Origin of the sequence: Pseudonocardia endophytica (assembly GCF_004339565.1) — a bacterium.
Lineage (GTDB): Bacteria > Actinomycetota > Actinomycetes > Mycobacteriales > Pseudonocardiaceae > Pseudonocardia > Pseudonocardia endophytica.
Window position 1 is genome coordinate 1056555 of the sequence record NZ_SMFZ01000001.1, and the last position, 25024, is coordinate 1081578.

The following is a 25024-nucleotide window of genomic DNA, read 5'->3' on the forward strand; positions in this document are numbered from 1 at the left end:
TTCCTGCGCGGGACCACCCCGCATCGATCCGACGTACCCGGCGTCGGGAGAGCACACACGCCGCCCGGCTCTCCTGGATGCTCGCTCCGCGAGCTCCGTTCGTGCCGCGCTACCGTCCGGCGCAACGACTCCGGTCGCGAGCGAGAGGACACCGTGGCAGAGCGAGCAGAGATCCAGGACACCGCACCGGTGACCGTGGAGCGGGTGGGTGCGCACGTCGTGCTGATGGCGCTGCGCAGGCCCCCGCACAACTACTTCGACGTGCCGATGGTCCGCATGCTGGCCGACCTCTACGCCGAGGCCGACGCCGACCCGTCGGTCCGGGTGATCGTGCTGGCCTCCGAGGGCCGCAGCTTCTCCGCGGGCGCGAACTTCGGCGGGGACGGGGACCGCACCGTCCCGATCGGTGCGGGCAGTGAGGACGGCAGCGTCGACGGGGCCGACGACGGCGCCGACGCGCTCTACGCCGAGGCCGCGCGCGTGTTCTCGGTCGGCATCCCGGTCGTCGCCGCCGTGCACGGCACCGCGATCGGCGGCGGGTTCGGGCTCGCGGTGTCCGCCGACTTCCGGGTCGCCGCGCCCGGCACCCGGTTCTGCGCGAACTTCGCCCGGCTCGGCATCCACCACGGGTTCGGTCTGACCGTCTCCCTTCCCCGCGTGATCGGTGAGCAGCACGCACTGGACATGCTGCTGACCGGCCGTCGGGTGCACGGGATCGAGGCGCACCGGATCGGGCTGGCCGACCGGCTCGTCGACGACCCGGAGCCCGGCGGCGACCCCGCGGAGGCGGTGCGGGCAGGCGCGCTGTCGCTGGCCGCGGAGCTCGCCGAGGCCGCCCCGCTCGCCGTCCGCAGCATCAGGGCGACGCAGCGAGCCGGGCTGGCCGAGGCCGTCGCGGCGGCGACCCCGCGGGAGGCGTCCGAACAACGGGTCCTGCGCCGGACCGCCGACTTCGCCGAGGGGGTGGCCGCGACCGCCGAGCGCCGCACCCCCCGGTTCACCGGGTCGTGAGCACGACGGACCCGGCGCACCTCCGCGACGCCGGGCGCACGCGGCAGGCTCTGCTCGACGCGGCGGGCGAGCTGTTCACGTCCGAGGGCTACGACCGGACGACGGTCCGCGCGATCGCCGAGCGGGCCGGGGTGAACCAGGCGCTGCTGTTCCGGTACTTCGGGAACAAGGAGGCGCTGTTCGCGAGGGTGCTCGCCGCCCAGGCGATGGACGTGCTGCACGGGGGCCCGCCGGAGGAGCTGCTGGAGCGGACGCTGCGCTCGATCCTCGTGCCGGCCGACGCCGATGCGGCGGCGCGCAGCGGGCTGTTCGACTCGGCGCTGCGCTCGGCGGGCAACTCCGAGGTGGTGGACGCGCTGCGCGACGAGCTCGGCACGGCGTACACGACCGAGTTCGCCGCGATCGCCGGTGGCACGGGGTCCGACGATCCGGACGCGCGGTTGCGCGCGGAGCTCCTGCTCGGCTGGCTGCTGGGCGTGAACTTCCTGCGCAACGTCCTGCACAGCGAGACGATCCGGGACGCCGACCCGGACGTCGTCGTCGGGCACGTGGTGCGGGCCGCGGCCACGATGCTGCACGGAGTGCGCCCCACCGGGGCCGACCCCGCGGTTGACAGTTGATCGTTCGCGTTCCTAACGTCAGACCGGTAAGCGCTTGCTGACACTGGGGGCAACGAGATGACGACCGACGTCGAGACCGGCCGGACCGTCCGCCGGTACCCGTTCAGCCAGGCCCACGCGCTGGACATGGACGGGACCTACCAGGGCCTGCGCGAGGACGAGCCGCTGAGCCGCATCCAGGCCCCCTACGGCGGTGAGTGCTGGCTGGCCGTCCGGCACGCCGACGTGCGGACCGTGCTGGCCGATCCCCGGTTCAGCCGGTCCGCGACCGTCGGGCAGGACGTCCCTCGCCCGCGGCCCGAGGTCGACCACCAGACGAGCTCCATCCTCAACATGGACCCGCCGGAGCACACCCGGCTGCGCAAGCTCGTCGCCCGCGCGTTCACCACACGACGGGTCGCCGACCTGCGGCCGCGCACGATCGAGCTGACGAGGGGCCTGCTCGACGACCTGCGCGCCGCCGGATCGCCCGCCGACCTCGTCGAGCACGTGTCGATGCCGCTGCCGGTGACGATCATCTGCGAGATGCTCGGCGTACCGGTGTCCGAACGCTCGGTGTTCCGCGCGGGCGCCGACGCGGCGCTGTCCACGACGTCGATGACGCCGGAGCAGCGCGCGTCGGCCCGCGACGAGATGCTCGGCTTCATGGCGCGGCTGATCGCCGAGCGCCGCGCGAACCCCGCCGACGACCTGCTCACCGCGCTGGTGCAGGCCCGCGACTCCGAGGACCGGCTCAGCGAGGAGGAGCTCGTCGCGATGGGCGTCGGCATCCTGATCGCCGGTCACGAGACGACGATGAACCACCTGGCGAACTTCGTGTTCACCGTCCTCACCACGCCGGGCATGGCGGACGGGCTGCGCGCCGACCCGGACGCCGTCGGACCGGCGATCGAGGAACTGCTGCGGATCGTGCCGCTGGGCGCCGGGTCCGGGTTCCCGCGTGTCGCGCTGGAGGACGTCGAGCTGGGCGGCGTGACGGTCCGCGAGGGCGAGTCGGTGATGGTCGCGATCCACTCCGCGAACCGCGACGCGTCCGTGTTCGACGACCCGGAGACGCTGCACGCCGACCGCGCCGACAACCCGCACGTCGCGTTCGGACACGGGCCGCACCACTGCCTGGGCGCGCAGCTGGCCCGGATGGAGATGCAGGTCGCGCTCGGCGAACTGCTCCGCGCCTTCCCGGACCTGCGCCTCGCCGTGGCGCCGGAGGACGTGCCGTGGCGGACCGGCGCGCTCGTCCGCGGCCCGAAGGAGCTGCTGCTCGCCTGGGGCAGGTGATCTGCGTTGTCGTGTCAACGTCGTCGTCCTACAGTGACCGCATGGACGAGCCCCGTGCGCAGCAGCTGACGCCGGACGAGCTGCGGCTGTGGCACGCCTGGAAGCACGCCTCGGAACGGCTACGAGCGCGCATCGGTGAGGACATCGCCCGGGACGCAGGCCTGTCCGATCCCGACTACGCCATCCTGACCCGCCTGATCGATCTCGGTTCCGGGGTGCTGCGGCAGAACGAGCTCGCGGCCTCCATGGCCTGGCACCGTAGCCGCCTGTCCCACCAGCTCACGCGCATGGAGGGACGGGAACTCGTACAGCGAGCCACGGTCGACGGCGGGGTCGAGGTGCACGTCACGAGCACCGGCCGCGAGGCGGCGGAGGTGGCCCGGCCGGTCGCGGCCGCGGCCATCCGCAGGCACCTGGTCGACCGGATCCCGGACCGGGACCTCCAGCGGACCGTCGCGCTGTTCGAGGAGCTGGCCGACGCACCCGACGCGCCGACCCGGCCCGGGGCAGGGCGGCTGCCGTCCGCGGATGGTCACCAGGTGGTGGGGCCCTCGTCTCCGTAGAACCCGCCGTTGGGTGCGTCGTCACCCGCCAGTGCCAGTGCGGAGATGATCCGCGCGCCCTGCCCTGGGGTGCGGTAGCCGGTGAAGTTGTTGAACGCCGTGGCGCAGTGCCCCGGTGCGGCCGCGTTGACCCGTATCCGGCCACCGGTCCGCTCGAACTGGTAGGCGAAGTGCTGGGTGACGGCGTTGAGTGCGGCCTTCGAGGTGGAGTAGGCCATGTTGGGCTGGGTGACGAACGCCACCCGATAGGCCATGGACTCCGGAGGCGCTTCGACCCCGGCCCAGGAGCGCATGCCGTCGGCGATGACGCCCTCGCCCACGCCGAGCGAGCCGCGCTCCGAGGAGACGTTCACGATGCGCCCGTTCGGCGATCTCCCGAGCAGGGGCAGGAACGCCTCGATGAGCGAGACGACCGCGAAGACGTTGATGTCGTAGACCGTGCGCATCTCGGCGGCCGTGACCTCGAACGCCGGCTTCGGTGGAATCGCCGTGGCGGCGTTGTTGACCAGGACGTCGAGACGCCCCAGCCGGTTCTCGATGTCGGCGGCGGCCGCCGCGACCGAGTCGGGATCCGCGAGGTCGAGGCCGAGGAACATCGCTCGGCCCGATCCCGCGCCCTCGGCGCTGAGCTCCTCGGCCGCCTGCCTGCCCTCCGTCTCGCCACGAGCCGCCAGCACGACGGTCATTCCCGCCCGCACGAGGTTGCGGGCGGCCTCCTTGCCGATGCCCCGGGTCCCGCCGGTGACCAGTCCGACCTCCCCGGCCGCGTCGCGGGGGACGAGGTGGCGGCTCAGGAACTCCGTCTGCGTTGTCACAACAACACCGTAGCTCTGCAGTGTTGTCACGTCAACGCGACTGGAGAACGTGGCGCGGGACCCCGACGACGTCGCCTCCCGGCCGCTGCGGGGCTCCGCACGGGCGTCGTCACCACCCGCGACGGCGGCTCCGGGATCAGCGGGATCAGGAGGTGCCGACCGGCGCGAGCGCGTTCACGTCCTCCCAGAACTTCTCCTGGTCGGCGCCGGTCTCCTTGGTCCAGGGGAAGTAATGCGCCGGACGCGGTTCGCGGTCGTGCCAGAACCGCCCGGTCCGGACGGCGCGCGACGGGGCGGCGGCCAGCCACACGGCCGTGTCCGCGCCCTGGTCGACGGTGCGCAGGATCGGGCCGACGACCCGGTTGAACGCCGGGATCGAGTCGACGACGCCGGGCGTCGCCGCCCAGCCGGGGTGCATGGCGTGCACGGTCACGCCGGTGCCGGACAGCTCGCGCGCCCACAGGCCGGTCAGCACGATCTGCATCCGCTTCGTGCGCGCGTACGCGGCCGTGCCGCCGTACTCGCCCTCCCGGTACTGCATGTCGTCGACCTTCAACGGCTGCGCGTACATGCCGCCGGACGACATGATGATCACCCGCGAGTCGGTCCCGGAGCGCGTCGCCCCGGCCTTCAACGAGTCCGCCAGCAGACCGGTGAGCAGGTGCGGGCCGAGCACGTGGACGGCCAGCGTCAGCTCGTTGCCGTCCGAGGTCTCCGAGCGCTCCGACGGCAGCAGCCCCGCGTTGTGCACCACCAGGTCCAGCTCCGGGACCCGCGCCGTGAAGTCGGCGGCGAACCGGCGGACGTCGGGCAGCTCGCCGATGTCGCAGACCTCGACCGTGAGGTCGGCGCCGGGCACCTCGTCCGCGATCCGCACGCGGGACTGCTCACCCTTGTCCTTGTCGCGCACCAGCAGGTGCACGCTCGCACCGAGCCGCGCCAGCCCGACGGCGATCGCCTCGCCCAGCCCTGAGCTGGCGCCGGTGACCAGGGCGACCCGGCCGGCGAGGGCACCGGGCACCGGGTCGGCCCGGTCATCGGTCCACGAGTTGCGCCGGGCCAGGTAACCGAGCCTCGAGTAGCCGAGGACGAGCGTGCGGTCGAGCAGGGTGTCCAGTCCGGGCAGCATGTCCCGATCGCAGCACAGGCCCCGCCGCCGCGCCCGTCGATCAGCCGTGCTCCACGGCCGATCGGACGGCGTCGAGGTTGCGCTCCATGCCGGCACGCCACTCGTCGAGCCGCGCCGCGACGATCCGTTCCTCCTTGTCCGGCCGGCGCTCGATCGCCGGGGTCAACCCGGAGGGTCCGGGACCGAGCTTGGCCCACTGCCGGACGCGGGTCCCGCCGTCGACCGGGTCCAGGTCGAAGCCCCACTGCGCGGGCGACCCGTCCGGCGCGTCCACCTCGACCGTCCACCGGACGCTGCGCTCCGGCTCCCACGTCGTCACCGTGGAGACGGTGCTCCACTCCCCGATCGCCGGGTGCGAGTTGTGCCCGCGGAACCGAACCCCCGGACCGGCGCCCGTCGCACCGTCGAGCCATTCCACGCGCTGGAGCTCCTCGGAGACGCCGGCCAGCCACGCCTGGTCGGTGACCAGCGGCCAGATGTCCTCGGCGGGCGCGTTCACGACGGCCTCGCTCTCGGTGGTCGGGCCGTCGGCGTAGCGCATCGTCGCTCCTACGGGAAGCTCACCAGCGGACGGGGAGATTGTCCATCCCGAACACGATCGAGAACGACCGCAGCTCCAGATCGTCCTCGTCCACCGCGGGGGCCAGCGCGGGGAACCGCGCGAACAGTGCGGGCAGTGCCGCCCGCAGCTCCATCCGCCCGAGCTCGGCGCCGACGCACCGGTGGATGCCGTAGCCGAACGCCAGGTGCCCGGCACCGTGGGCGGCCGGGTCGGTGTTCGCCGCGGACAGCGAGCAGATCATCGCGTCGCCCTTGGCGATCTCCCGGCCGCCGACGACGGTGTCGTCGCGCGCGAAACGCGGGAACGCGACCTGCACCACCGACATCCGGCGCAGCAGGTCCTCCACGACCCCGTGCGCGTCGGTCGCGAGACGGGAGCGCAACGGCTCGTCGGACATCAGCTCGTACGCCGAGAGCGCGATCATGCTGGCGGTCGTCTCGTGCCCTCCGGTGAGCACGCCGTCGGCCAGCTGGGCGAGATCCTCGTCGGAGACGTTGTCGCCGTGCTCGCGCACGAGCGCGCCGAGCAGCCCCTCCCCCGGGTTCGCCCGCTCCCGTGCCGCGAGACCGCGCAGGTAGTCCATCGACTCGTTGACGACGTCCAGCGAGTTGTCGAACTGGGCGATCATGTCGAACCGGGCGGTGCTGCGGCGCTCGAACTCGCTGCGGTCGGCGTCCGGGACCCCCAGCAGCTCGCAGATCACCTGCGACGGCAGCGGCACGGCGAACCGCTCGACCAGGTCGACGCCGGGCCCCTCGGCCTGCATCGCGTCCAGCAGCTCCGTGGTCAGCGCGTCGATCCGCGGGCCGAGCCGCGCCAGGCGCCGGACGGTGAACTCGCGGGTCAGCAGGCGTCGCAGACGGGTGTGCTCCGGCGGGTCACGGAAACCGAGACCGCCGGGATCCTGCTCGGCGAGCTGCTCGATCCCCGTCCCGGCCAGGTGCGACAGCTCGTTGGAGAACCGGACGGTGTCCCCCAGCACCTCGCGCACCTGGGCGTAGCCGGTCACGAGCCACCCCCGCGCACCGATCTCGTCCGGCACCGCGATCGAGGCGACCGGGAGCCTGCCCCTCAGCTCGGTGAGCTCCGCCGACGGCGCCAGACGGTCGCGCAGCAGGGGCAGCATCATGGACGCCTCACCCATGACCCACGTCTCCTTCCGACGCCCGCGCCGCGGATGCCGTCATTGTCCCAGAAGTCCGGTTCACCGTTCCCCCGCATTCCTGCGCAGCAGGTACGTGTCCATGATCCAGCCCTTGCGCTCCCGCGCCTCGTCCCGCGCGGCGACGATCTGCTCACACACCTGGTCGAGTGGTCCCGACACGAGCAGCTCGTCCGTCGTGCCGAGGTACGCGCCCCAGTAGACGTGCAGCGCGGCGCTCTGCTCCGGCGGCAGTGTCGAGAACGCGGCCCGCCCGTCCAGCATCACGACGACGTCGTCGACGTCGTCCGGCAGCCCGCCCTCGATCCGGCGGCCGGTGGTGATCAGCACCGGACGGCCGACCCGGTTCAGGATCAGCCGGTGCGCCGCGGCCAGCGCCGCGACGCTGGAGATCCCGGGGACCGACTCGACCCGCCACCCGTCCGGGTCGGGCATCCGGGAGAACACGCCGTCGAGCAGTCGCAACGTCCCGTCGTAGAGCGAGGGGTCGCCCCACACCAGGAACGCGCCGCACTCGTCGTCGGCCAGGTTCGCGGTCAGCAGGTCGCGGTACAGCGCGGCGCGCCGGTCCTGCCAGTCCACGACGACGTCGCGGTAGGCGTCGGCGTCGGCGCTGACCGGCCCGCTCCGCTCCCGCGGCAGGTCGGCCGCCTCGACGAGCCGGTAGCCGCCGTCGGGGCGGTGACGTCGCAGGATCTCCTCGCGCAGGGCGCGGAGGTCGTCCTTCTCGTCGCCCTTGTCGATGACGAAGACCACGTCGGTCCGGCCGAGCGCCTCCACGGCCTGCAACGTGAGATGGTCCGGGTCCCCTGCCCCGATACCGATCGCCAGCACGGTGCGCACCCCCCGGACGGTAGTGGACCTGACCGCACGCTCCGGCGGCGACCCGGCCGGTTCGGTCACCGGAGCGGACCAGCGGTTACGACGGTCGGAGTCGCCCGATCCGCCCAGTGTCCGAGTGCGTCCCGGACGGGTGTCCCTCGGTAGGGTCGGGGGTCCCTGATCGTCGTCGGAGGGCGGACCGAGGTGAGGATCGGACATCTCGTCGAGTCGCTGAACCCGTACGGCACGGCCGCCGGACTGGTGGACCTCGCCGAGGCGGGGCGGGACGCGGGCATGGAGCTCGTCGTCGTCTCGTTCACCCCGACCGGGAACCCGCAGGTCCCGGCCGCGTTGCGCAAGGCGGGTGCCGTCCCGGTCGCGCTGAACCTCGCCCCGTGGGACCCCCGGGCGGTCCCGCGGGTCGTCGAGCTGTTCCGCGAGCACGGGGTGGACGTCGTGCACAGCCACGGCACGCGCCCCGACGTCGTCGGACCCGCGGCCGCGAGCCGCCTCAAGGTCCCCGCCGTGTCGACGCTGCACCACATCCACGCGGAGGCCGCAGACCGTGGCGACCGGGTCCGGCGCACGGCCAAGGTGCTCGCGCGGAAGCGGTTCATGACCCGCACGATCGCCACCTCGCACCTGCAACGGGACTGGTACCGGCGGATCGCGGGCTCCACGGCGGGCCTGTCGGTCCTCCCGGACGGCGCCTGCGACCCCGGCGTCGGCACGGCGGAGGAGCGGCTGGCGCTGCGGCGCAGCCTCGGCGTCGACGACGACGAGGTGGTGGCCGTCTCGGTCAACCCGATGCGGCGCGGTCAGGGGCAGGACATGCTGCTGGACGCGCTGGCCGAGCTGCCGGACGGCGAGCCGGTGACCGTCGTGCTGGGCGGCGACGGACCGCTGCGCCCATGGCTCGAGTCCCGGGTCGCCGCCGACGAGTCGCTGGCCGGACGGGTCGGCTTCCGCCGCGACGCCGACCCGGTCGAGCTGCTGCGCGCCGCGGACGTCCAGCTCCACCTGACCCGCGCGGACACGATGCCCCGCGCCCTCGTTCTCGGGCAGGGCACCGGCACCCCGGCCGTCGCCACCCGGGTGGGCGGGATACCGGAGATCGTGACCCGCGACACCGGGGCGCTCGTGCCGATGTCGGCGTCCCGGGTGGCCGACGAGCTCGTGCGGCTCGTCCGCGACCCGGAGCGGCGCCGCCGACAGGGCGACGCGGCGCGGGCCCGGTTCCTGGAGCGGTTCGAGGCCGGGGTCTGGGTCGGACAGCTGACCGAGATCTACCGCAGCGCGCTCGGGTGGAGCGGCGCGCCCGCACCCGAGCAGCTGGACGCGCCGGAGCCGACCCGGCCCTGAACTCCGGTCAGCCCGGCGGCTCGCCGTCCGGACGGGTGAGCGGGGGCGCGACGCCGCCGTCCTCGCGCACCCGGCGGCGGGACCGCAGGTAGAGCAGCGGGCCGGAGACCAGGCCGCGCAGCGTGCGCGCCCCGGCACCGTCCGGGAGTGCGCCCGCGGCGGCCGCACCGCTGTCCCCGCCGTTCCCGCCGGTCACGACGTGCACGCCCGGCGTCCCGGTCGCGACGTCGCCGGACTCGCGGCGGACGATGTGCCGCAGCCGCGCCGCGGCGGCCGGGAGCCGTCGCACGGCCGCCGCGCGGGCACGCGGGTCCAGCGCCACCTTGCCGAGGAACGCCCCGAGCCCGAGCGCGTACCCGCGCATCTGGGACCGCAGCTCGCCGTCGGACGGCCGGTGGTGGTGCCAGACGAACGCCGACGGCACGTAGCCGAGCACCCGGCCGTCGAGCACGATCCGGACGAGCAGCTCGATGTCCTCGCCGCCCGCCGTCCGCGCACCGGGGCCGAGCGCCTCGTCGAACCCGCCGAGCGCGCGCACCGCGTCCACCCGCACCGCCATGTTCGCGCCGATGCCGAACAGGCCGGGCGAGAACGGGAACACCGCCGAGTCGTCCGGTGGCTCCGCGAGCGAGAACCGCCGCGGCGCGAAGCCCTTGTTCCAGGCCAGCGCCAGGTCGGCGGCCCGCTCCTGGGGCGTCTCCAGACGTGCCGCGAGCACGGGCCCGCTGACGCCCGCCAGCTCCGGATCCGCCGCGAACGCGCCCGCGATCCGGGAGGCCCACGCCGTGTCCGGCTCGGTGTCGTCGTCGGTGAACGCGACGATCGGCGTCCGCGCCTCGGACAGACCCCGGTTGCGGCCTGCCGACGCTCCGCGGCGCGGCTCGGAGACGTAGCGCACCCGCTCGTCGGAGAACGCCGTGACGACCCGCTCGGTCCGGTCGTCCGGCGGGTCGTTGTCCACGACAAGCACGGTCATCGCGGGGTGGTCCCCCGCCAGCACGGCCTGCACGCAGCGCCGCACGCTGTCCGGCCGCCCGCGCGTCGCGACGACGACGGTGACCGGCTCGGCGGACACCGGCGGCGGCTGCGGAACGTGACCGGCGGCGGCCGACGCCGCGCGGGCGACCTCCGCCGCGGACGCCCTGCCGCGCGCCAGCGGCAGCTCGACCTGCGCGACCGGCACCGTGCCCGCCGGGGTGGGGTGGCAGACCAGCAGGCGCGCCGAGGTGAACCGCGCGGGAGCCGCCACGTCCTCGGCGTGCCCGATCTCGGTCCGGCCGACCCAGGTCGGGCCGGTCGGGTCATCCGGGACGTCGGTCCGTGAATCCGGCACCGGGCGCCTCCGTTCGCGTGTCGGACACGGCCTGCGCTCGTGCCTCGGCATCCGATGCTCACAGACCGGACATCGGACCGTGGTGGGCGGGGTCGAGCGGGATCCGGTCACGGTCGGTACACCGTTCGTCGTGTCACCGATCTCGTCCGGCGCAACCGGGCGCCTCCCGATCAACCTGCGAACGGTCCGTTCGCGCGCGGATCGCGCATCAGACACCGCTCGTCGTATCCACGGCGGGTCGGTCGGGCAGGTGCGTCACGGACCGGTTACGGTCACTCGTGCTGGTCGGCGAAATGTCGATCGGTGCGCCCGGTCGGCCGTCCGCTCCCCGCCCGCCGACACTCCCCCAGGCGCCCCTGTGAGTACGTGGCGGGAGCAGTACGCCGGAAGCCAGGCGTCGCTGTTGCGGTCGAGGACGAACGCATGACCATTGCTCCCGAGGTCGCCACCCGTGCCCGCCATAGCACCGACGGCGAGGGCATCTCCGCCGCCGACCTGCTGGCGCGCTTCGCGGACGCCGGTTTCGACCGGCCGACCCGCTCCGGCCGCCGGTCCGCCGAGCGCGCCCACGAGGCCGTCGCCGAGCCGTACGGCGCCGCGGACACGGTCGTCACCCGAGACGTCCCCGCAGGTCTGAGCGGCGATGTCCCGTCGGCCGGCCTGATCCGCGGCCGCACGTCCGAGACCGGCGCGTTCGGCCGCAACCCGCGGGCCGTCGCCGCCACGATGGGCGCCACGCTCGTCGGCGCGACCGCCGTGATGGGCGTCGTGACCGCTCTGGACTCGCCCGACGAGGCCGCCGCCGACCTGCAGACCCGCCCGGTCGACCTGGCCGGCTCCGAGCAGGCGACGATGAAGCTGCAGTCGGTGCCGAGCGCCGCGAGCAAGCTCGGTGGCGCCACTGCGGGCACGCCTGCCGGGTTCGACCAGGCCGACGCCGCGAAGATCGCGTCCAACAACCTGGCCGCGGCGAAGAAGGCCGCGGACGCCAAGTCGGCCGCGGACCGCAAGGCCGCCGCCCCGGCGGCGTCCGGCGGCGGCGACCAGAAGGCCGACCTGTCGGGCCTCGGCTCGCTGGGCATGAAGGCCCTCGAGATGGCGAAGTCGAAGCTCGGCAAGCCGTACGTCTGGGGTGCCGACGGCCCGAACGCGTTCGACTGCTCCGGCCTGATGAAGTGGGCCTTCGAGCAGGTCGGCAAGGACCTGCCGCGCTCGTCCTCGGCGCAGTCGCAGGTCGGGACGCCGGTCAGCAAGTCGGACCTGCAGCCCGGCGACGTCGTGTTCTTCTACTCCCCGGTCAGCCACGTCGGGATCTACGCCGGTAACGGCAAGATCCTGCACGCCAGCGAGCCGGGCGAGCCGGTGAAGTACTCGGACATGGACCGGATGCCGTTCCACAACGCCGTCCGCCTCTGAGCGACCCGCTCTACGACATACGGAACCGCCGTCGGCGTCAGCCGGCGGCGGTCTCGTATGCGGAGGCGATCTCCAGCACGCGCCGGTCCGCACGCGGCGGCCCGACGATCTGCAGCCCGACCGGCAGGCCGTCGTCGGTGTACCCGGCCGGGACCGAGATCGCCGGAGCGCCGGCGGCGCTGATCAGCGTGCAGGAACGCATCCAGCCCAGGTAGTCCGGCTGCGGCACGCCCGCGACCTCGGCGGGGTACTCGAGCTCCACGTCGAACGGCAGGACCTGCACCGTCGGGCAGACCAGCACGTCGTAGCGGTCGAAGAACTCCACGACGGTCTCGTGCAGCGCGCCATGGCGCTGGAATGCCCGGCTCAGGTCGTCGACGGTCAGCCGGCGCCCGACCTCGACGTTCCAGCGGACGGTCTCCTTGACCTGCTCCGGCTGCTGCTCGGTCATCGGCCCGAACGCCTCCAGGAACTGCCAGGCGCGCAACGTGGAGAACACGTCGTCGGCGGCGTCCAGGTCCGGGCACGCGTCCTCGACGAACGCGCCGGCGCCCTCCCAGACCGGCCTCGCGGCGTCCACCACGGCAGCCACCCGCGGATCGACCGGGATCCGCCCGCCGAGGTCCGGCGCCCACGCCACCCGCAGTCCGCGCAGGTCGGCGTCCAGCGGCGGGGCGAACGCGGATCCGGGGTCGCCGAGCGACAGCGGCGCCCGCGGGTCCGGACCGGCCAGCACGGACAGCAGCAGCGCGACGTCCGCGACGGTCCGGCCGAGCGGTCCCTGCACGGCCAGCGTCTGGTACGGCAGCAGCGACGGGTGCGACGGGACGCGCCCCGGCGTCGGCCGGAACCCGACGACGCCGGCGAACGCGGCCGGGTTGCGCAGCGAGCCGCCCATGTCACTGCCCTCGGCCAGTGGCACCATGCCGCACGCCAGCGCGACGGCCGCTCCGCCACTCGACCCACCCGCCGACAACCCCTGCCGGTGAGCGTTGTGCGTCGGGCCGAACACCGGGTTCGTCGTGTGCGACCCGGCCGCCCACTCCGGCACGTTCGACTTGCCGAGCCGCACGGCACCGGCGGCCGCGATCCGGGCGACGGCGAGCTCGTCGCCGTCCGGGACGTGGTCGGCCATCAGCGGGGAACCCCACGTGGTTCGCATGCCGCCGGTGACGTGGGTGTCCTTGTGCACCACCGGGAGTCCGTGCAACACGCCGTCGGTGCGGTCGGGTCCGTGGCGCTGCGCGAACCGCTCGTCGGCGGCCGCGGCGGCGGCCGTCGCACCCTCGGCGTCCAGCGTCACGATCGCGTTCTTCGACGGGTTCGTGGCCGCGATCCGCTCCAGGCAGGCGTCCAGCAGCTCCCGGGCGGACAGCTCGCCGGCGTGCAGGAGCCGCGCCAGCTCGACGGCCGGGCGGTCCGGCAGCCCGGCCCCGATCGGCCCCGTCACGCCCCACCCCACAGCGGCGACGGGTGGTCGGACAGGTTCCGGAGGCGCTCGACGACGAGCGGGCGGTCGTCCGGATGCGTCACGCCGAACCACCGGTCGTCGGTGTGCAGGACGGTCACGTCCAGCTCGCCCCGGCCGATCATGTCCGTGACCGCGGGCGGGATCGTCAGCTCCGCGGTGTCGCTGTCCCCGTGGGTCCCGAGGAACTCCTCCCACCGGCCGCGCAGGGGCTCGAACACCGAGTGCCGGAAGCCCCACATGTTCATCGAGACGACCGCGTCGCCGGGCAGGTGCCCGTTCGAGCCGGTCGCGCCACCGTCGCCGTCGGGGACGATCTGATAGGTCTCGTCCACCGTGACCAGTGACCGGTCCGGTCCGAACCGGCAGATCCCGCGCGTCACACCGCCGGACTCGGACAGCGTGTTGCGCAGGGCGAACCCGACGAGCGCCGCGCTCGGCCGGTCGGACGCCATGTGTCCGGCCAGCACCCGGTGCGACCCCGGGCCGTAGAAGTCGTCCGCGTTCACCACGCCGAACGGCCCGTCGATCACGTCCTGCGCCGCCAGCAGCGCGTGCACCGTGCCCCACGGCTTCTCGCGCTCCGGCCCGAGGCGGTCCTGGAACGCGTAACGCACGTCGGCCTGCCGCTCGATCCGCCGCCCGACGGTCTCGCGGAACTCCTGCTCGATGTCGGTGCGCAGCACGAAGACGACCCGGGAGAACCCGGCCCGCAGCGCGTCGAACACCGAGTAGTCGACGATCGTCTCGCCCGACGGGCCCACCGGGTCGGTCTGCTTGAGCCGCCCGTACCGGGTGCTCCGCCCGGCCGCCAGCACCAGCAACGTCAGGTCGTCCACCGTCGTCCTCTCACTCGTCCGGCACCTCCGGCACCGCCGCCACGATCAACCGGTCCACCTCGCCGGACAGCACGGCCTGCTCGTCCGGCCCCAACCCGTCGTCGGTGACCAGGACGTCGGCCTCGGCCAGCTCGGCGATCGTCGATATCCCGACGATGCCCCACTTCGTGTGGTCGGCGAGGACGACGAGCTTCTGCCCCGCTTCGACGAGCGCCCTGTCGGTCTCGCGTTCGGTCAGGTTCGGGGTGGTGAACCCGGTGGCCGCGGACATGCCGTGCACGCCGAGGAACACCACGTCCAGGTTCAACGACCGCAGCGCCGCCACCGCGACGGGACCGACCAGGGCCTCCGAGGGCGTGCGCGAACCGCCGGTGAGGATCACCGTGGTGCCCGGGTCGCCGTCGGTGTGCAGCACGTCGGCGACGGCCAGCGAGTTCGTGACGACGGTGAGCCGCGGCACCGAGGTCAGCCGGTGGGCCAGCCGCCACGTCGTCGTCCCTGCGGACAGGCCGACGGCCGCGCCCGGCTTGACCAGGTCGACGGCCGCCGCGGCGATCGCGTCCTTCTCGGCCAGCTCGCGCGTGACCTTCGCGCTGAACCCCGGCTCCTCGGTGCTGCGCTCCTCCGGCTCACCGACGGCCGTCGCGCCGCCGTGCACCTTGTCGATCAGGCGGCGGCGGGCGAGCACGTCGAGATCCCGACGGACGGTCATCTCGGAGACGCCAAGGCCTTCGGCCAGCTCGGAGACCCGTACCGCTCCCCTGGACCGGACCGTCTCGACGATCATGTCGCGCCGTTGCTCGGCGAGCAGGCTCACGTCGGCCACCCCTCGGGCAGCCGGACCACGCCGCCCGAGCTCGTCACGCACACAGGATGCAACAAAAACGCACGTGTGGCAATCGGCCCGCTCGGACGCCCGGATCTGCCCGTTTCCGCTGCTCCAGTTGCCTGTGCCGTCGATGGATTAGGTCACCGTCCCGCATCGAATTTCGCGGCGCATGTTCACTTCTGTCCGAGCGCGGGTTACGTTGTTCGACACTGTGGCCAGTTGTGGCCTGGGCCACAGTTGACAGCAGGACGGCCACACTCAACGCCGAGGAGTCGCGATGAAGCCTGGAGAGCCGCGTCCCGAGTCAGGAGGACGCGCGACATGACACTCGCCCAGGGCGCCGACGCGGCACTGCGGCTGAGCCCGAACCTGATCGACTACCTGCTCGTCGCGTTCTACTTCGTGCTGGTGCTCGGCATCGGGTTCGCGGCCCGCCGCTCGGTCTCCTCCAGCCTCGACTTCCTGCTGTCCGGCCGCTCGATGCCGGCCTGGATCACCGGCCTGGCGTTCATCTCCGCCAACCTGGGCGCGATCGAGCTGATCGGCATGATCGCCAACGGCGCCCAGTACGGCGTGCCGATGGTCCACTACTACTGGCTCGGCGCCATCCCGGCGATGGTGTTCCTCGGCATCGTGATGATGCCGTTCTACTACGGCTCGAAGGCCCGCAGCGTCCCGGAGTTCCTGCTCAAGCGGTTCAACCGGACCACGCAGCGGGTCCAGGCCGTGGTGTTCGCCGTCGCGTCGATCCTGATCGCGGGCGTCAACCTGTTCTCGCTCGGCCTGGTGCTCGAGGCGCTGCTCGGCTGGCCGCTGCCGGTCGCGATCCCGGTCGCCGCCGTCATCGTGCTCGGCTACATCACGCTCGGCGGCCTGTCCGCGGCGATCTACACCGAGGTCCTGCAGTTCTTCGTGATCCTCGCGCTGCTGATCCCGCTGACGATCGCCGGCCTGAACCGGGTCGGCGGCTACGACGGCCTGCGCGAGGCCGTGACCGCGGGTCCGGGCGGCACGGGCGACCTCTCCGCATGGCCCGGCACGACCCTGACCGAGATCCAGAACCCGTTCCTGTCGATTCTGGGCATCGTGTTCGGTCTCGGCTTCGTGCTGTCCTTCGGCTACTGGACGACGAACTTCGCCGAGGTCCAGCGCGCGCTGTCGGCCAAGAGCATGTCCGCCGCGCGGCGCACGCCGATCATCGGTGCGTTCCCGAAGGCGCTCGTCGTGCTCGTCATCCTGATCCCCGGCATGGTCTCGGCGATCATCATCCCGCAGATCACCCAGATCAAGGCGACCGGCGCGGACAGCGTGGACGGCATCACCTACAACAACGCGCTGTCGCTGATGATGAAGGAGCTGCTGCCGAACGGCATCCTCGGCGTCGCGATCGCCGGCCTGCTGGCCGCGTTCATGGCCGGCATGGCGGCGAACATCAGCTCGTTCAACACGGTGTTCACGTACGACATCTGGCAGGACTGGGTCAAGCCGGGGCTGACCGACCGGTACTACCTGCAGGTCGGCCGCATCGTCACGATCGTCGGCTGCGTGCTGGCGATCGGTACGGCGTTCATCGCGTCCGGCTCGTCGAACCTGATGGACTACATCCAGTCGCTGTTCAGCTTCTTCAACGCGCCGCTGTTCGCGATCTTCATCCTCGGACTGTTCTGGAAGCGGATGACGGGCACGTCGGCCTGGATCGGCCTGCTGTCCGGTACCGCGGCGGCGATCCTGGTCAACATCCTGGTGTCGACCGAGGTGCTCGCCCTGTCCGACCAGGCCGGCAGCTTCGTCGGCGCGATCGCGGCGTTCGTGGTCGGTGTGCTGGTGGCGTTCGTCGTCTCCCAGTTCACGACGCCGAAGCCGGACGCGGAACTGGTCGGGCTCGTCTGGAGCCTCACGCCGAAGGAGAGCCGCACGCACGGCTCGTCCGGTGAGGACTCCGGCTGGTACCGCTCGCCGGGCCTGCTCGGCGGTCTGGTGCTGGCACTGACCGTCGTGCTCTACGTGGTGTTCGGGTGACCGGACGGACAGGGAAGGAGAACGAGCATGTCTGACTCACCCGAGGCACGCCCCGGCGCCCAGTCGCCGGACCATCTACCGACGGGCGGCACGGACGCTCCGGTGTCGACGAGTGCCAGCAGCCTGTTCGACCTGCGCTCGGTGATCGCGGCGCTGTTCGGCGTCTACGGCATCGTGCTGCTGATCATGGGCCTGGTGTCCGGCAACGACCCGGCGAACATGGCCAAGACCGGCGGGTCCAACCTCAACCTGGAGACCGGCATCGGGATGCTGGTCATCGGGGCGCTGTTCGTGGTCTGGACGCTGACCCGGCCGCTGAAGCTCCCCACCGCGGAGGAGCTCGAGGAGATGAAGGACGCGGGACCGGGCGGCCACTGAGCCGATCCTCCGGTCACGGCGCGGGCCGCACCCCGGTTCTCCAGGGTGCGGCGCGCGCCGCACTCCGGTCGCCGGTCGCCGGTCGCCGGTCGCCGGTCGCCGGTCGCCGGTCGCCGATCCAGGGAGCGCCACACGCCGCACTCCTGTCGCCAGCCCCGGGGCGCCACGCGCCGCACTCCTGTCGCCGGCTCAGGGGCGCCACGCGCCACACGCCGGTCGCCGATCCAGGGGGCCGCCACGCGTCGGTCACCGGCCCAGGGGGCGCCACGCGCCACACGTCGGTCACCGGCCCAGGGCGTCACGCGCCACACGCCGGTCGCCGGTCCGGAGAGCGGCGCGTCCCGCCCGCGCAGGCCCGGGACATGCCGGTCAGCGACGGTCGGCGGGCGTCGGGTAGACCGGGTTGAACGCCTGCAGCGTGAAGTCGTCGACGCGGCGGGCGAAGCGGACGAGACCGTCCCACAGGACGCGGGTGGTGTCGGGCATGGTGCTCCTCTTCCTCTCTCCAGACTCGGGGTGAGCCCTTTCGTATGCGACAACACCATCTTCCGCCTCTCGTATGCCGAAGTGCCCGCGATCGCGACCGGGATCACGTGCCGTCGTGCGGATGATCGCGGCCGACACCGTCCACGAGATCGAGATCGCCCGGTCCCGTTTCCGCTGCGCGCTCGTCCGGGTCGGCGACGTCGACGCCGCGACCGCGGTGATCGAGGCGATCCGCCGCGAGCACTGGACGGCCACGCACCACTGCACGGCCCTGCGCATCGGCAGCGACGGCGGCAGGACCCAGCGCTCGAACGACGACGGCGAACCGGCGGGCACCGCGGGCGTCCCGATGCTGGAGGTGCTGTCCCGCAGGGAGATCACCGACGTCGTCGCCGTCGTGTCGCGGTGGTTCGGCGGGACGAAACTCGGCGCGGGCGGCTTGGTCCGCGCCTACGGCCAGGCCGTGTCCGAGAGCCTGGACGCGGCCGGGACGCTGCGACGGGTGCGGCACCGGCAACTGCTCGTCGCCGTCGGGCACGAGGAGGCGGGACGACTGGAGAACGCCCTGCGCACCGACGGCCACCGCGTCGCCGACGTGCACCACGGCCCGGACGTGACGATCACCGTCGACGTTCCGGAGGACGGCACCGACGCGTTCGCCCACTGGCTCGCCGAGCGCACCGCCGGAACGATCGAGGCCGTCGACGCCGGCCCGCGGGACCTCTACCTGCCGTGACCGGTGCCGCGGCCCCGACTGCGGACCGCCGGCCACGCCCAGTCGCGCCATTAGGCCCGCTGGCCGCTCGACGAACGCCTGCCCTCCGGTCCGACCTGGCTGTCCTCCCCCGATCCGACCTGGCTGTCCCGCCCCGGTCCGACCTGGCTGTCCCGCCCCCGTCCGACCTGGCTGCCCTACCCCGGTCCGACCGACCTGGCCGTCCTACCCCGGTCCGACCTGGCTGTCCCACCCAGGTCCGCCGACGTGGCTCACCCCGATCCGACCCGGCCCCGCTGGCCCGGCTCGCCCCGATCCGACCCGGCCCGCCGGCCCGGCTCGGCCCTGGCTCGGCCCGGCCCTGGCCCGGCCCGCCGACCCGGCTCGGCCCCGGCCCCGCCGACCCAGGTCGACCCCGGCCCCGCCCGAGCCAGAGATCGACGGTCGGGTCCGGATCGAGGCCGGATCTGACCCTCATCCGGACGAACGCTCCGATCATGGCGCGCATCGACCGGTCGCGGCCGCCCACGGTCTCCAATCCCTCCATTCCCTTCGCTCCATCCACCCCTCCACTCCATCCACCCTCCAGCCCTCCAGTCCATCCACTCCTCCACCCCTCGACCCCCATCCAGCCCTCCGGCCCTCCAGCCCTCCACTCATGATCGGGAGATGGGTCCGGATCGAGGCCGGATGTCGCCCGCAACCGGACCCATCCGCCGATCATGGCGATCTGAGGACCCGACCACGGTCCAGGCGCCGCCCCATGATCAGCCGATTCGTCCAGATCCAGGCCGGAACCGGCCCTCATCCGGACGGGCTCGTCGATCACGTTCGACGCGAGTCCGACCGGAAGCCGTCCGGGCGCCGGGCCCAACTGCAGGATGGACACGTGACCGACCTCCACATCCGCACCGCCACCGACGACGACTGGCCGGCGATCTGGCCGTTCCTGCGGACGATCTTCGCGGCCGGCGAGACGTACGCCGTGCCCGTCGACGTCGACGAGGCACCCGCCCGGGCGATGTGGATGCTCGCACCGCCGGGACACACGGTCGTCGCCGAGCGGGACGGCCGGATCGTGGGCAGCGCGAAGACCGGGCCGAACCGCGAGGGTCCGGGCGCGCACGTCGCGACGGCGAGCTTCGCCGTCGACCCGTCGGCGTCCGGGCGCGGCACCGGACGGGCGCTCGGCGAGCACGTACTGAGGTGGGCGCGGGCGGAGGGCTTCCGATCGATGCAGTTCAACGCCGTCGTCGAGACGAACGTCCGCGCCGTCGCACTCTGGCGGTCGCTGGGCTTCACGGTGATCGGAACCGCGCCGGAGGCGTTCGCTCTCCCGGCCGGCTCGTACACCGGTCTGCACGTGATGTACCGGCACCTCTGAGGGCCTCTTCACTTTTGATGTAGGCATGCCTACAGTCTTTGTTCGTGAGCACGCTGTCCGCGTCGAACGAGAACTACCTCAAGGCCATCTTCGACCTGACCCACCGCGGGACGCCGGTGACCACCGGGGCGCTGGCCACCGAGCTCGGCGTCTCGTCCCCGTCGGCGACGGCGATGCTCAAGCGGCTCGAGCAGACCGAGCTGGTGGAGCGACCGGATGCCCGACGGGTGCGGCTCACCGACCGCGGCGAGCGCGCCGCCCTGCAGGTCGTCCGGCGGCACCGGCTCCTCGAGACATTCCTGACCGAGGTCGTCGGACTCGCCTGGGACGAGGTGCACGCCGAGGCCGAGCAGCTCGAGCACGCGCTGAGCGACCGGCTCGAGCGGCGCATCGACGAGTTGCTCGGGCACCCCACGCACGACCCGCACGGCGACCCGATCCCCGGTCGCGACGGCGCGCACCGGGAGGACTGGGGCGAGTCGCTGGCCGCGGCCGCCGTCGGCGACCGGTTCCGGGTGGACCGGGTCAGCGACCGCGACTCCAGTGCACTGCGCTACCTCGGCGAGCTCGGGGTACGTCCGGGCACCGAGCTCGTCGTCGACGACGTGGCGCCGTTCGGCGGTCCGGTGTGGGTCGTGATCGACGGTGCACGGCACGGGCTCGGCACCCCGCTCACCCATCTCGTGCACGGGCGGATCATCGAGAACGACGGGAGCACCGGATGAGCACGACCGAGGGCACGGACAACGAGGTCCGCGTCTCCGACCTGCGACGCCGCGGACTGCGCGGCCGCCTGCTGGTGCTCGGCCCGGCGTTCGTCGCCGCGATCGCGTACGTCGACCCTGGCAACTTCGCGACGAACTTCGCCGCCGGCGCGCAGTTCGGCTACCTGCTGCTCTGGGTGATCGTCGTGGCCAACGTGATGGCCATGCTGATCCAGTCGTTGTCCGCCAAGCTCGGCGTGGCGACGGGTGCGAACCTGCCGGAGCTGTGCCGGGAGCGGATGCCGCGCGCGGCGAACCTCGGGATGTGGGCGCAGGCCGAGCTCGTCGCGATCGCCACCGATCTGGCCGAGGTCGTCGGTGGCGCGATCGCGCTGAACCTGCTGTTCGGCATCCCGCTGTTCGCCGGTGGCGTGATCACCGGCGTGATCGCGTTCGGGCTGCTGGCGCTGCAGAGCCGCGGGCACCGGCCGTTCGAGCGCGCGATCGTGCTGCTGCTCGCCGTGATCCTGGTCGGCCTGGTCAGCACGCTGTTCCGGGTCGACGTCGAGCCGGCCGCCGCGCTGGCCGGCCTCACCCCGCAGTTCGACGGCGTGGACAGCCTCCTGCTCGCCACCGGCATCCTCGGCGCCACCGTCATGCCGCACGTGATCTACCTGCACTCCGCGTTGACCCAGCGCCGGCTGCGTGTGGACTCCGTCGACGACCGGAACTTCCTGCTCCGCATCGGACGGTTCGACATCGTGCTCGGGCTCGGCCTGGCCGGCCTGGTCAACCTGTCCATGCTGCTGATCGCCGCGGCCCTGTTCGCCGGCACCGGGATGCCGGACACGGACACGCTGGCCGGCATCTTCACCGGCCTGCAGGTGCAGCTCGACGACGTCGCGGCCGTCGCGTTCGCGATCGCGCTGCTCGCGTCCGGGTTCGCCTCGTCCGGCGTCGGGACCTACGCCGGCCAGGTGATCATGGCCGGGTTCCTGCGCCGTCGGATCCCGCTGCTCCTGCGCCGTACGCTCACGCTCGCGCCGGCCCTGCTCGTCCTCGGTCTCGGCGCGGACCCGACGCAGGCCCTGGTCATCTCGCAGGTCGTGCTGTCGTTCGGGATCCCGTTCGCGCTCGCCCCCCTGGTCTGGCTGACCAGCCGCCGCGCCGTGATGGGTCCGCTGGTGAACCACCCGGTGACCACGGTCGTCGCGACCGTCGTGACCGGTCTGGTGATCGCCCTCAACGCCGTGCTCCTGTGGCAGACGTTCCTGGGCTGACCGCATGATCGGCGGTCCTGGAGCGGATCGTTCGCCCGCCGAACGCTCTGCTCCACGACGGTGGATCAACGTCCGGCCGGCGCACCGGGTCCGTCGAGATCGCACCGGTTGCGGTGGCGCGCGCCGGGCGACCGCGGCTGCCGGCGCCCATCCCATGATCGGCGCGAGTGGACGCAGCGCGCCACCAGCGGCGCGACCCGACCGGTCCCGCCGATCACGCCCCCGCCCGCGGGTAGAGCTGGACACCATGATCGGCGCGAGTGGCAGCGCGCCACCAGCGGCGCGACCCGACCGGTCCCGCCGATCACGCCCCCGCCCGCGGGTGGAGCTGGACACCATGATCGGCGCGAGTGGCAGCAGCGCGCCACCAGCGGCGCGTCTCGACCAGTCCCGCCGATCATGCTCGGCCGGCGGGTGGCGGCGGGCCCCCGCCCCGGCAGGCCCGCCGGGGCCCAGCAGGTCAGCTCAGCCGGTCGATCTTCGTCGTCACCTCGGTGTCGTGTTCGCGCAGGTACGGCTTGGGGGCCCGCTCCGGCTCGGCCGAGGCGCCGGACTCCTCCGGCATGGTCGAGCGTCCGATGCCGGAGTAGATCATCGGCCGGGTGCGGCGCAGCACCGTCGCCCATACCACCCCGCCGAGGGCGGCGAGGAGCACCAGCACGGGCAGGATCCACCGCAGCGGCGACGACGGGTCGGTGCCCAGCAACGCGTCGAAGTTCCCGACGAGCACCACCAGCAGCACGAACAGCAGCACCGACGCGATCGCCGGCGCGATCGCCCTGGCCCACAACGACGCCTCGGTGCGCTTGGCCCGCTCACGCGCGAAGTAGCCGACGACCGCTGCCGACGTCGACGCCATCAGCAGCACGACGCCGATGGCCGACATGCCGCTGAACCACGTGAACAGCGTCAGCACCGGGTCGAGGCCGAGCACCACGAACACCAGCACGACGATCACCGCGACCACGGACTGCGTGATCGACCCGGCCACCGGCCCGCCGGACCGGGTACCGACGGCGGACAGCCCGGACGGCAGCACCCTCTCCCGGCCGAGCGCGAACAGGTAGCGCGCGACGCCGTTGTGGAAGCTCAACAGGGCGGCGAACACGCTGGTCAGGAACAGGACCGTGGCGACGTCGGAGACGATCACGCCGTAGTGGTCGGCGAGCGGCCCGAACACGAGGCCGGGCCCGTTCTCGGTGGCCGCCTGCTGCAGGTTCTCCGTGCCGACCTGGGCCACCATCGCCCAGGAGGACAGCGCGTAGAACAGGCCGGTGAACGCGACCGCGACGAACGTCGCGCGGGCGACCGTACGCCCCGGGTTGCGGGTCTCCTCGGAGTAGATCGCACCGGACTCGAACCCGGTGAACGCGGCGATGTTGAACGCGATCACCGCCCCGACCCCCGGCACGAGCAACGTGGACGGGGTCAGCGGCGCGAACGTGACCGCCCCGCCGGCCGGCTCCCGGAACGCGGCGACGTCGTAGGCGATCACGACGATCACCTCGATGATCAGCAGGACGGCGAGCACGCGGGCGTTCAGGTCGACGCGCAGCAGGCCGAGCGCCCCGACCACGATCAGCGCCAGGAACGCCCAGGTCCACCACGGCAGGCGCAGGCCGACGGCCTCGGCGACGAAGTCGCTCGCGGTGGCGCCGAACAGCCCGTAGAGCCCGATCTGGATCGCGTTGTAGGAGATCAGCGCGACGAACGAGCCGCCGACCCCGGCACCGCGGCCGAGCCCCAGTGAGAGGTACGAGTAGAACGCGCCGGCGTTGGCGACGAAGCGGCTCATCGCGCCGTAGCCGATCGCGAACAGGCCCAGCACCACGGCCAGCCCCAGGAACGCCAGCGGCACACCGGCGTTGCCGCTGACCGCGTACGTCGTCGTCACGCCGCCGGCCAGAACGGTCAGCGGGGCGGACGCCGCGACCGTGAAGAAGACGAGGTGCACCACACCGAGTCGGCGCCTGCGCAGCTGGGGGGCCTGCGTGCGGGCGGACGGGACGGACGCCATGCGCGAACTCCTGCTCACTGAGCGTGTCGAAGGACCGCGGCCGAACGGGGCACACCGTGCCACGGATACGGATTGCGCTGCGACACTCCACCACCGCGAGCCGTGAGTCACGGGGCTGACCGGGTGATCTCGGTGCCGGTAAGGTACGACGTCGGGGGATGACGACGGGCACGGGGGGCGTCGGAACATGGAACGTGGTCAGATGGCCACCGGCTTCTTCCTCGTCGTGCACGACGAGTTCACCGGCAAGCCCCGGATCAGCTCCGATCTGCTCCTGTGCGGCCTGGTTGGCGCGCAGATCGCCGACCTGGTGGTGGGCGGGCGCCTCACGATGTCCGGTGACCGGGTCGCCCTCGTGCGTCCCGAGGTCTCCGGGCTCGACGAGCTGGGCACGTTCGTGCTGGACAGCGTCTCCCACGAGCCGGAGGCGCACACCGTCCGCTCCTGGAACGACGCGCTCGGCGAGATCCTGCACGACCTCACGGTCGGGCGGCTGACCGCGGACCAGGTGCTGCGCAAGGAGACCAGCCGCGGCCTGCTCGGAAAGCGCAAGGCCCGCTATCCGGCCGTCGACCTGGTGCGGGCGCGACGGCCGACGGTGGAGCTGCGCGAGATGTTCGACGACCCGCGCCGGTTCAACCTGCCCGGCGCGTTCATCGCGTCGATGCTGTCCACTCTCGAGGTGGAGGCCGTGCTGGAGCCGGAGATCGACCGCGGCACGGTGCGGACGATCGCGGCGCAGGCCGCCGAGCACCTGCCCGGCTCGCTGTCGCAGCTGCGAGCCGGGCTGGCCGACACCGTCGCGGCGATCTCGTTGACGGTGCGGCGGTAG

Annotated in this window: 23 protein-coding genes; 13 read left to right on the forward strand and 10 right to left on the reverse strand. The window is 72.9% G+C overall.

Features of this window, described 5'->3' with window-relative positions; all coding sequences use genetic code 11:
- The first annotated feature begins 153 nt into the window (after positions 1–153).
- Genes EV378_RS04525 through EV378_RS04540 form a run of 4 tightly spaced genes read left to right on the forward strand, consistent with a single transcriptional unit; the run spans position 154 to position 3472 of the window.
- The gene (locus tag EV378_RS04525; RefSeq protein ID WP_243653278.1) at positions 154–1011 is read left to right on the forward strand and encodes an enoyl-CoA hydratase/isomerase family protein; all 858 of its coding nucleotides are present in this window, start codon (positions 154–156) and stop codon (positions 1009–1011) included.
- Positions 1008–1631 carry a TetR/AcrR family transcriptional regulator gene (locus EV378_RS04530; RefSeq protein ID WP_132421456.1) on the forward strand — a complete coding sequence of 208 codons (624 nt, stop codon included), beginning with the start codon at positions 1008–1010 and terminating at the stop codon, positions 1629–1631. The genes EV378_RS04525 and EV378_RS04530 overlap by 4 nt, the downstream gene beginning before the upstream one ends.
- A 57-nt stretch (positions 1632–1688) precedes the next feature.
- The gene (locus tag EV378_RS04535; RefSeq protein WP_132421457.1) at positions 1689–2909 is read left to right on the forward strand and encodes a cytochrome P450; all 1221 of its coding nucleotides are present in this window, start codon (positions 1689–1691) and stop codon (positions 2907–2909) included.
- A gap of 41 nt (positions 2910–2950) precedes the next feature.
- Complete coding sequence (locus EV378_RS04540; RefSeq protein ID WP_207908574.1) at positions 2951–3472, forward strand: MarR family winged helix-turn-helix transcriptional regulator; 522 nt, start codon at positions 2951–2953, stop codon at positions 3470–3472.
- On the opposite strand, the gene EV378_RS04545 is transcribed toward EV378_RS04540, so the two are convergent.
- The 5 genes from EV378_RS04545 to cobF all read right to left on the reverse strand — a co-directional run bounded on the left by EV378_RS04545 (position 3442) and on the right by cobF (position 7983).
- Positions 3442–4287, reverse strand: a complete 846-nt coding sequence (locus tag EV378_RS04545) for an SDR family NAD(P)-dependent oxidoreductase (protein ID WP_207908575.1) — start codon at positions 4285–4287, stop codon at positions 3442–3444. The genes EV378_RS04540 and EV378_RS04545 overlap by 31 nt on opposite strands.
- 145 nt (positions 4288–4432) lie before the next feature.
- Positions 4433–5416 carry an SDR family NAD(P)-dependent oxidoreductase gene (locus tag EV378_RS04550; protein ID WP_132421458.1) on the reverse strand — a complete coding sequence of 328 codons (984 nt, stop codon included), beginning with the start codon at positions 5414–5416 and terminating at the stop codon, positions 4433–4435.
- A gap of 40 nt (positions 5417–5456) precedes the next feature.
- Entirely contained in the window at positions 5457–5957 is a 501-nt protein-coding gene (locus EV378_RS04555; protein ID WP_132421459.1) for an SRPBCC family protein, read from the reverse strand.
- 19 nt (positions 5958–5976) lie between these two features.
- On the reverse strand, positions 5977–7122 hold the full coding sequence (locus EV378_RS04560) for a cytochrome P450 (RefSeq protein WP_207908576.1): 1146 nt from the start codon (positions 7120–7122) through the stop codon (positions 5977–5979).
- A gap of 60 nt (positions 7123–7182) precedes the next feature.
- Positions 7183–7983, reverse strand: coding sequence for a precorrin-6A synthase (deacetylating) (gene cobF / locus EV378_RS04565; RefSeq protein WP_165922138.1), 801 nt, complete (start codon positions 7981–7983; stop codon positions 7183–7185).
- Positions 7984–8166: 183 nt separating this feature from the next.
- On the opposite strand from cobF, the gene EV378_RS04570 reads away from it, so the two are divergent.
- On the forward strand, positions 8167–9324 hold the full coding sequence (locus EV378_RS04570; protein WP_132421460.1) for a glycosyltransferase family 4 protein: 1158 nt from the start codon (positions 8167–8169) through the stop codon (positions 9322–9324).
- Positions 9325–9331: 7 nt separating this feature from the next.
- Here EV378_RS04570 and EV378_RS04575 read toward each other — a convergent pair whose 3' ends face one another.
- Positions 9332–10657 (reverse strand): glycosyltransferase family 2 protein, encoded by a 1326-nt coding sequence (locus EV378_RS04575; protein ID WP_165922139.1) that lies wholly within the window; start codon positions 10655–10657, stop codon positions 9332–9334.
- Positions 10658–11080: 423 nt separating this feature from the next.
- Here EV378_RS04575 and EV378_RS04580 point away from each other — a divergent pair, with 423 nt between their 5' ends.
- Positions 11081–12073 carry a C40 family peptidase gene (locus EV378_RS04580; protein WP_132421462.1) on the forward strand — a complete coding sequence of 331 codons (993 nt, stop codon included), beginning with the start codon at positions 11081–11083 and terminating at the stop codon, positions 12071–12073.
- Between the two features lie 37 nt (positions 12074–12110).
- Here the strand turns inward: EV378_RS04580 and EV378_RS04585 are convergent, their stop codons facing one another.
- From EV378_RS04585 to EV378_RS04595, 3 genes are read right to left on the reverse strand one after another with little or no spacing between them, the layout of a single operon-like run.
- On the reverse strand, positions 12111–13523 hold the full coding sequence (locus EV378_RS04585) for an amidase family protein (RefSeq protein ID WP_243653279.1): 1413 nt from the start codon (positions 13521–13523) through the stop codon (positions 12111–12113).
- The gene (locus tag EV378_RS04590; protein ID WP_132421463.1) at positions 13520–14380 is read right to left on the reverse strand and encodes a nucleotidyltransferase family protein; all 861 of its coding nucleotides are present in this window, start codon (positions 14378–14380) and stop codon (positions 13520–13522) included. Before EV378_RS04590 ends, EV378_RS04585 begins: the two co-directional genes overlap by 4 nt.
- A 10-nt stretch (positions 14381–14390) precedes the next feature.
- A complete protein-coding gene (locus EV378_RS04595) occupies positions 14391–15191 on the reverse strand; it encodes a DeoR/GlpR family DNA-binding transcription regulator (protein WP_243653569.1) in 801 nt (266 codons plus the stop codon).
- 339 nt (positions 15192–15530) lie between these two features.
- Between EV378_RS04595 and EV378_RS04600 the strand changes: the two genes are divergently transcribed.
- The 6 genes from EV378_RS04600 (at position 15531) to EV378_RS04625 (ending at position 22175) form a co-directional block, all read left to right on the forward strand.
- Positions 15531–17228 (forward strand): sodium:solute symporter family protein, encoded by a 1698-nt coding sequence (locus tag EV378_RS04600; protein WP_132421465.1) that lies wholly within the window; start codon positions 15531–15533, stop codon positions 17226–17228.
- 27 nt (positions 17229–17255) lie between these two features.
- Positions 17256–17606, forward strand: coding sequence for a hypothetical protein (locus EV378_RS04605; RefSeq protein ID WP_341540407.1), 351 nt, complete (start codon positions 17256–17258; stop codon positions 17604–17606).
- A 601-nt stretch (positions 17607–18207) separates the two neighbouring features.
- Positions 18208–18828 carry an IMPACT family protein gene (locus EV378_RS04610; RefSeq protein ID WP_132421466.1) on the forward strand — a complete coding sequence of 207 codons (621 nt, stop codon included), beginning with the start codon at positions 18208–18210 and terminating at the stop codon, positions 18826–18828.
- Between the two features lie 868 nt (positions 18829–19696).
- The gene (locus EV378_RS04615; RefSeq protein ID WP_243653280.1) at positions 19697–20191 is read left to right on the forward strand and encodes a GNAT family N-acetyltransferase; all 495 of its coding nucleotides are present in this window, start codon (positions 19697–19699) and stop codon (positions 20189–20191) included.
- Between the two features lie 44 nt (positions 20192–20235).
- Positions 20236–20916 (forward strand): metal-dependent transcriptional regulator, encoded by a 681-nt coding sequence (locus EV378_RS04620; RefSeq protein WP_207908577.1) that lies wholly within the window; start codon positions 20236–20238, stop codon positions 20914–20916.
- Complete coding sequence (locus EV378_RS04625) at positions 20913–22175, forward strand: Nramp family divalent metal transporter (RefSeq protein ID WP_132421469.1); 1263 nt, start codon at positions 20913–20915, stop codon at positions 22173–22175. The genes EV378_RS04620 and EV378_RS04625 overlap by 4 nt, the downstream gene beginning before the upstream one ends.
- A 460-nt stretch (positions 22176–22635) precedes the next feature.
- On the opposite strand, the gene EV378_RS04630 is transcribed toward EV378_RS04625, so the two are convergent.
- Positions 22636–24192 (reverse strand): APC family permease, encoded by a 1557-nt coding sequence (locus EV378_RS04630; protein WP_132421470.1) that lies wholly within the window; start codon positions 24190–24192, stop codon positions 22636–22638.
- Between the two features lie 202 nt (positions 24193–24394).
- Between EV378_RS04630 and EV378_RS04635 the strand changes: the two genes are divergently transcribed.
- Positions 24395–25024, forward strand: coding sequence for a GOLPH3/VPS74 family protein (locus EV378_RS04635; protein WP_165922140.1), 630 nt, complete (start codon positions 24395–24397; stop codon positions 25022–25024).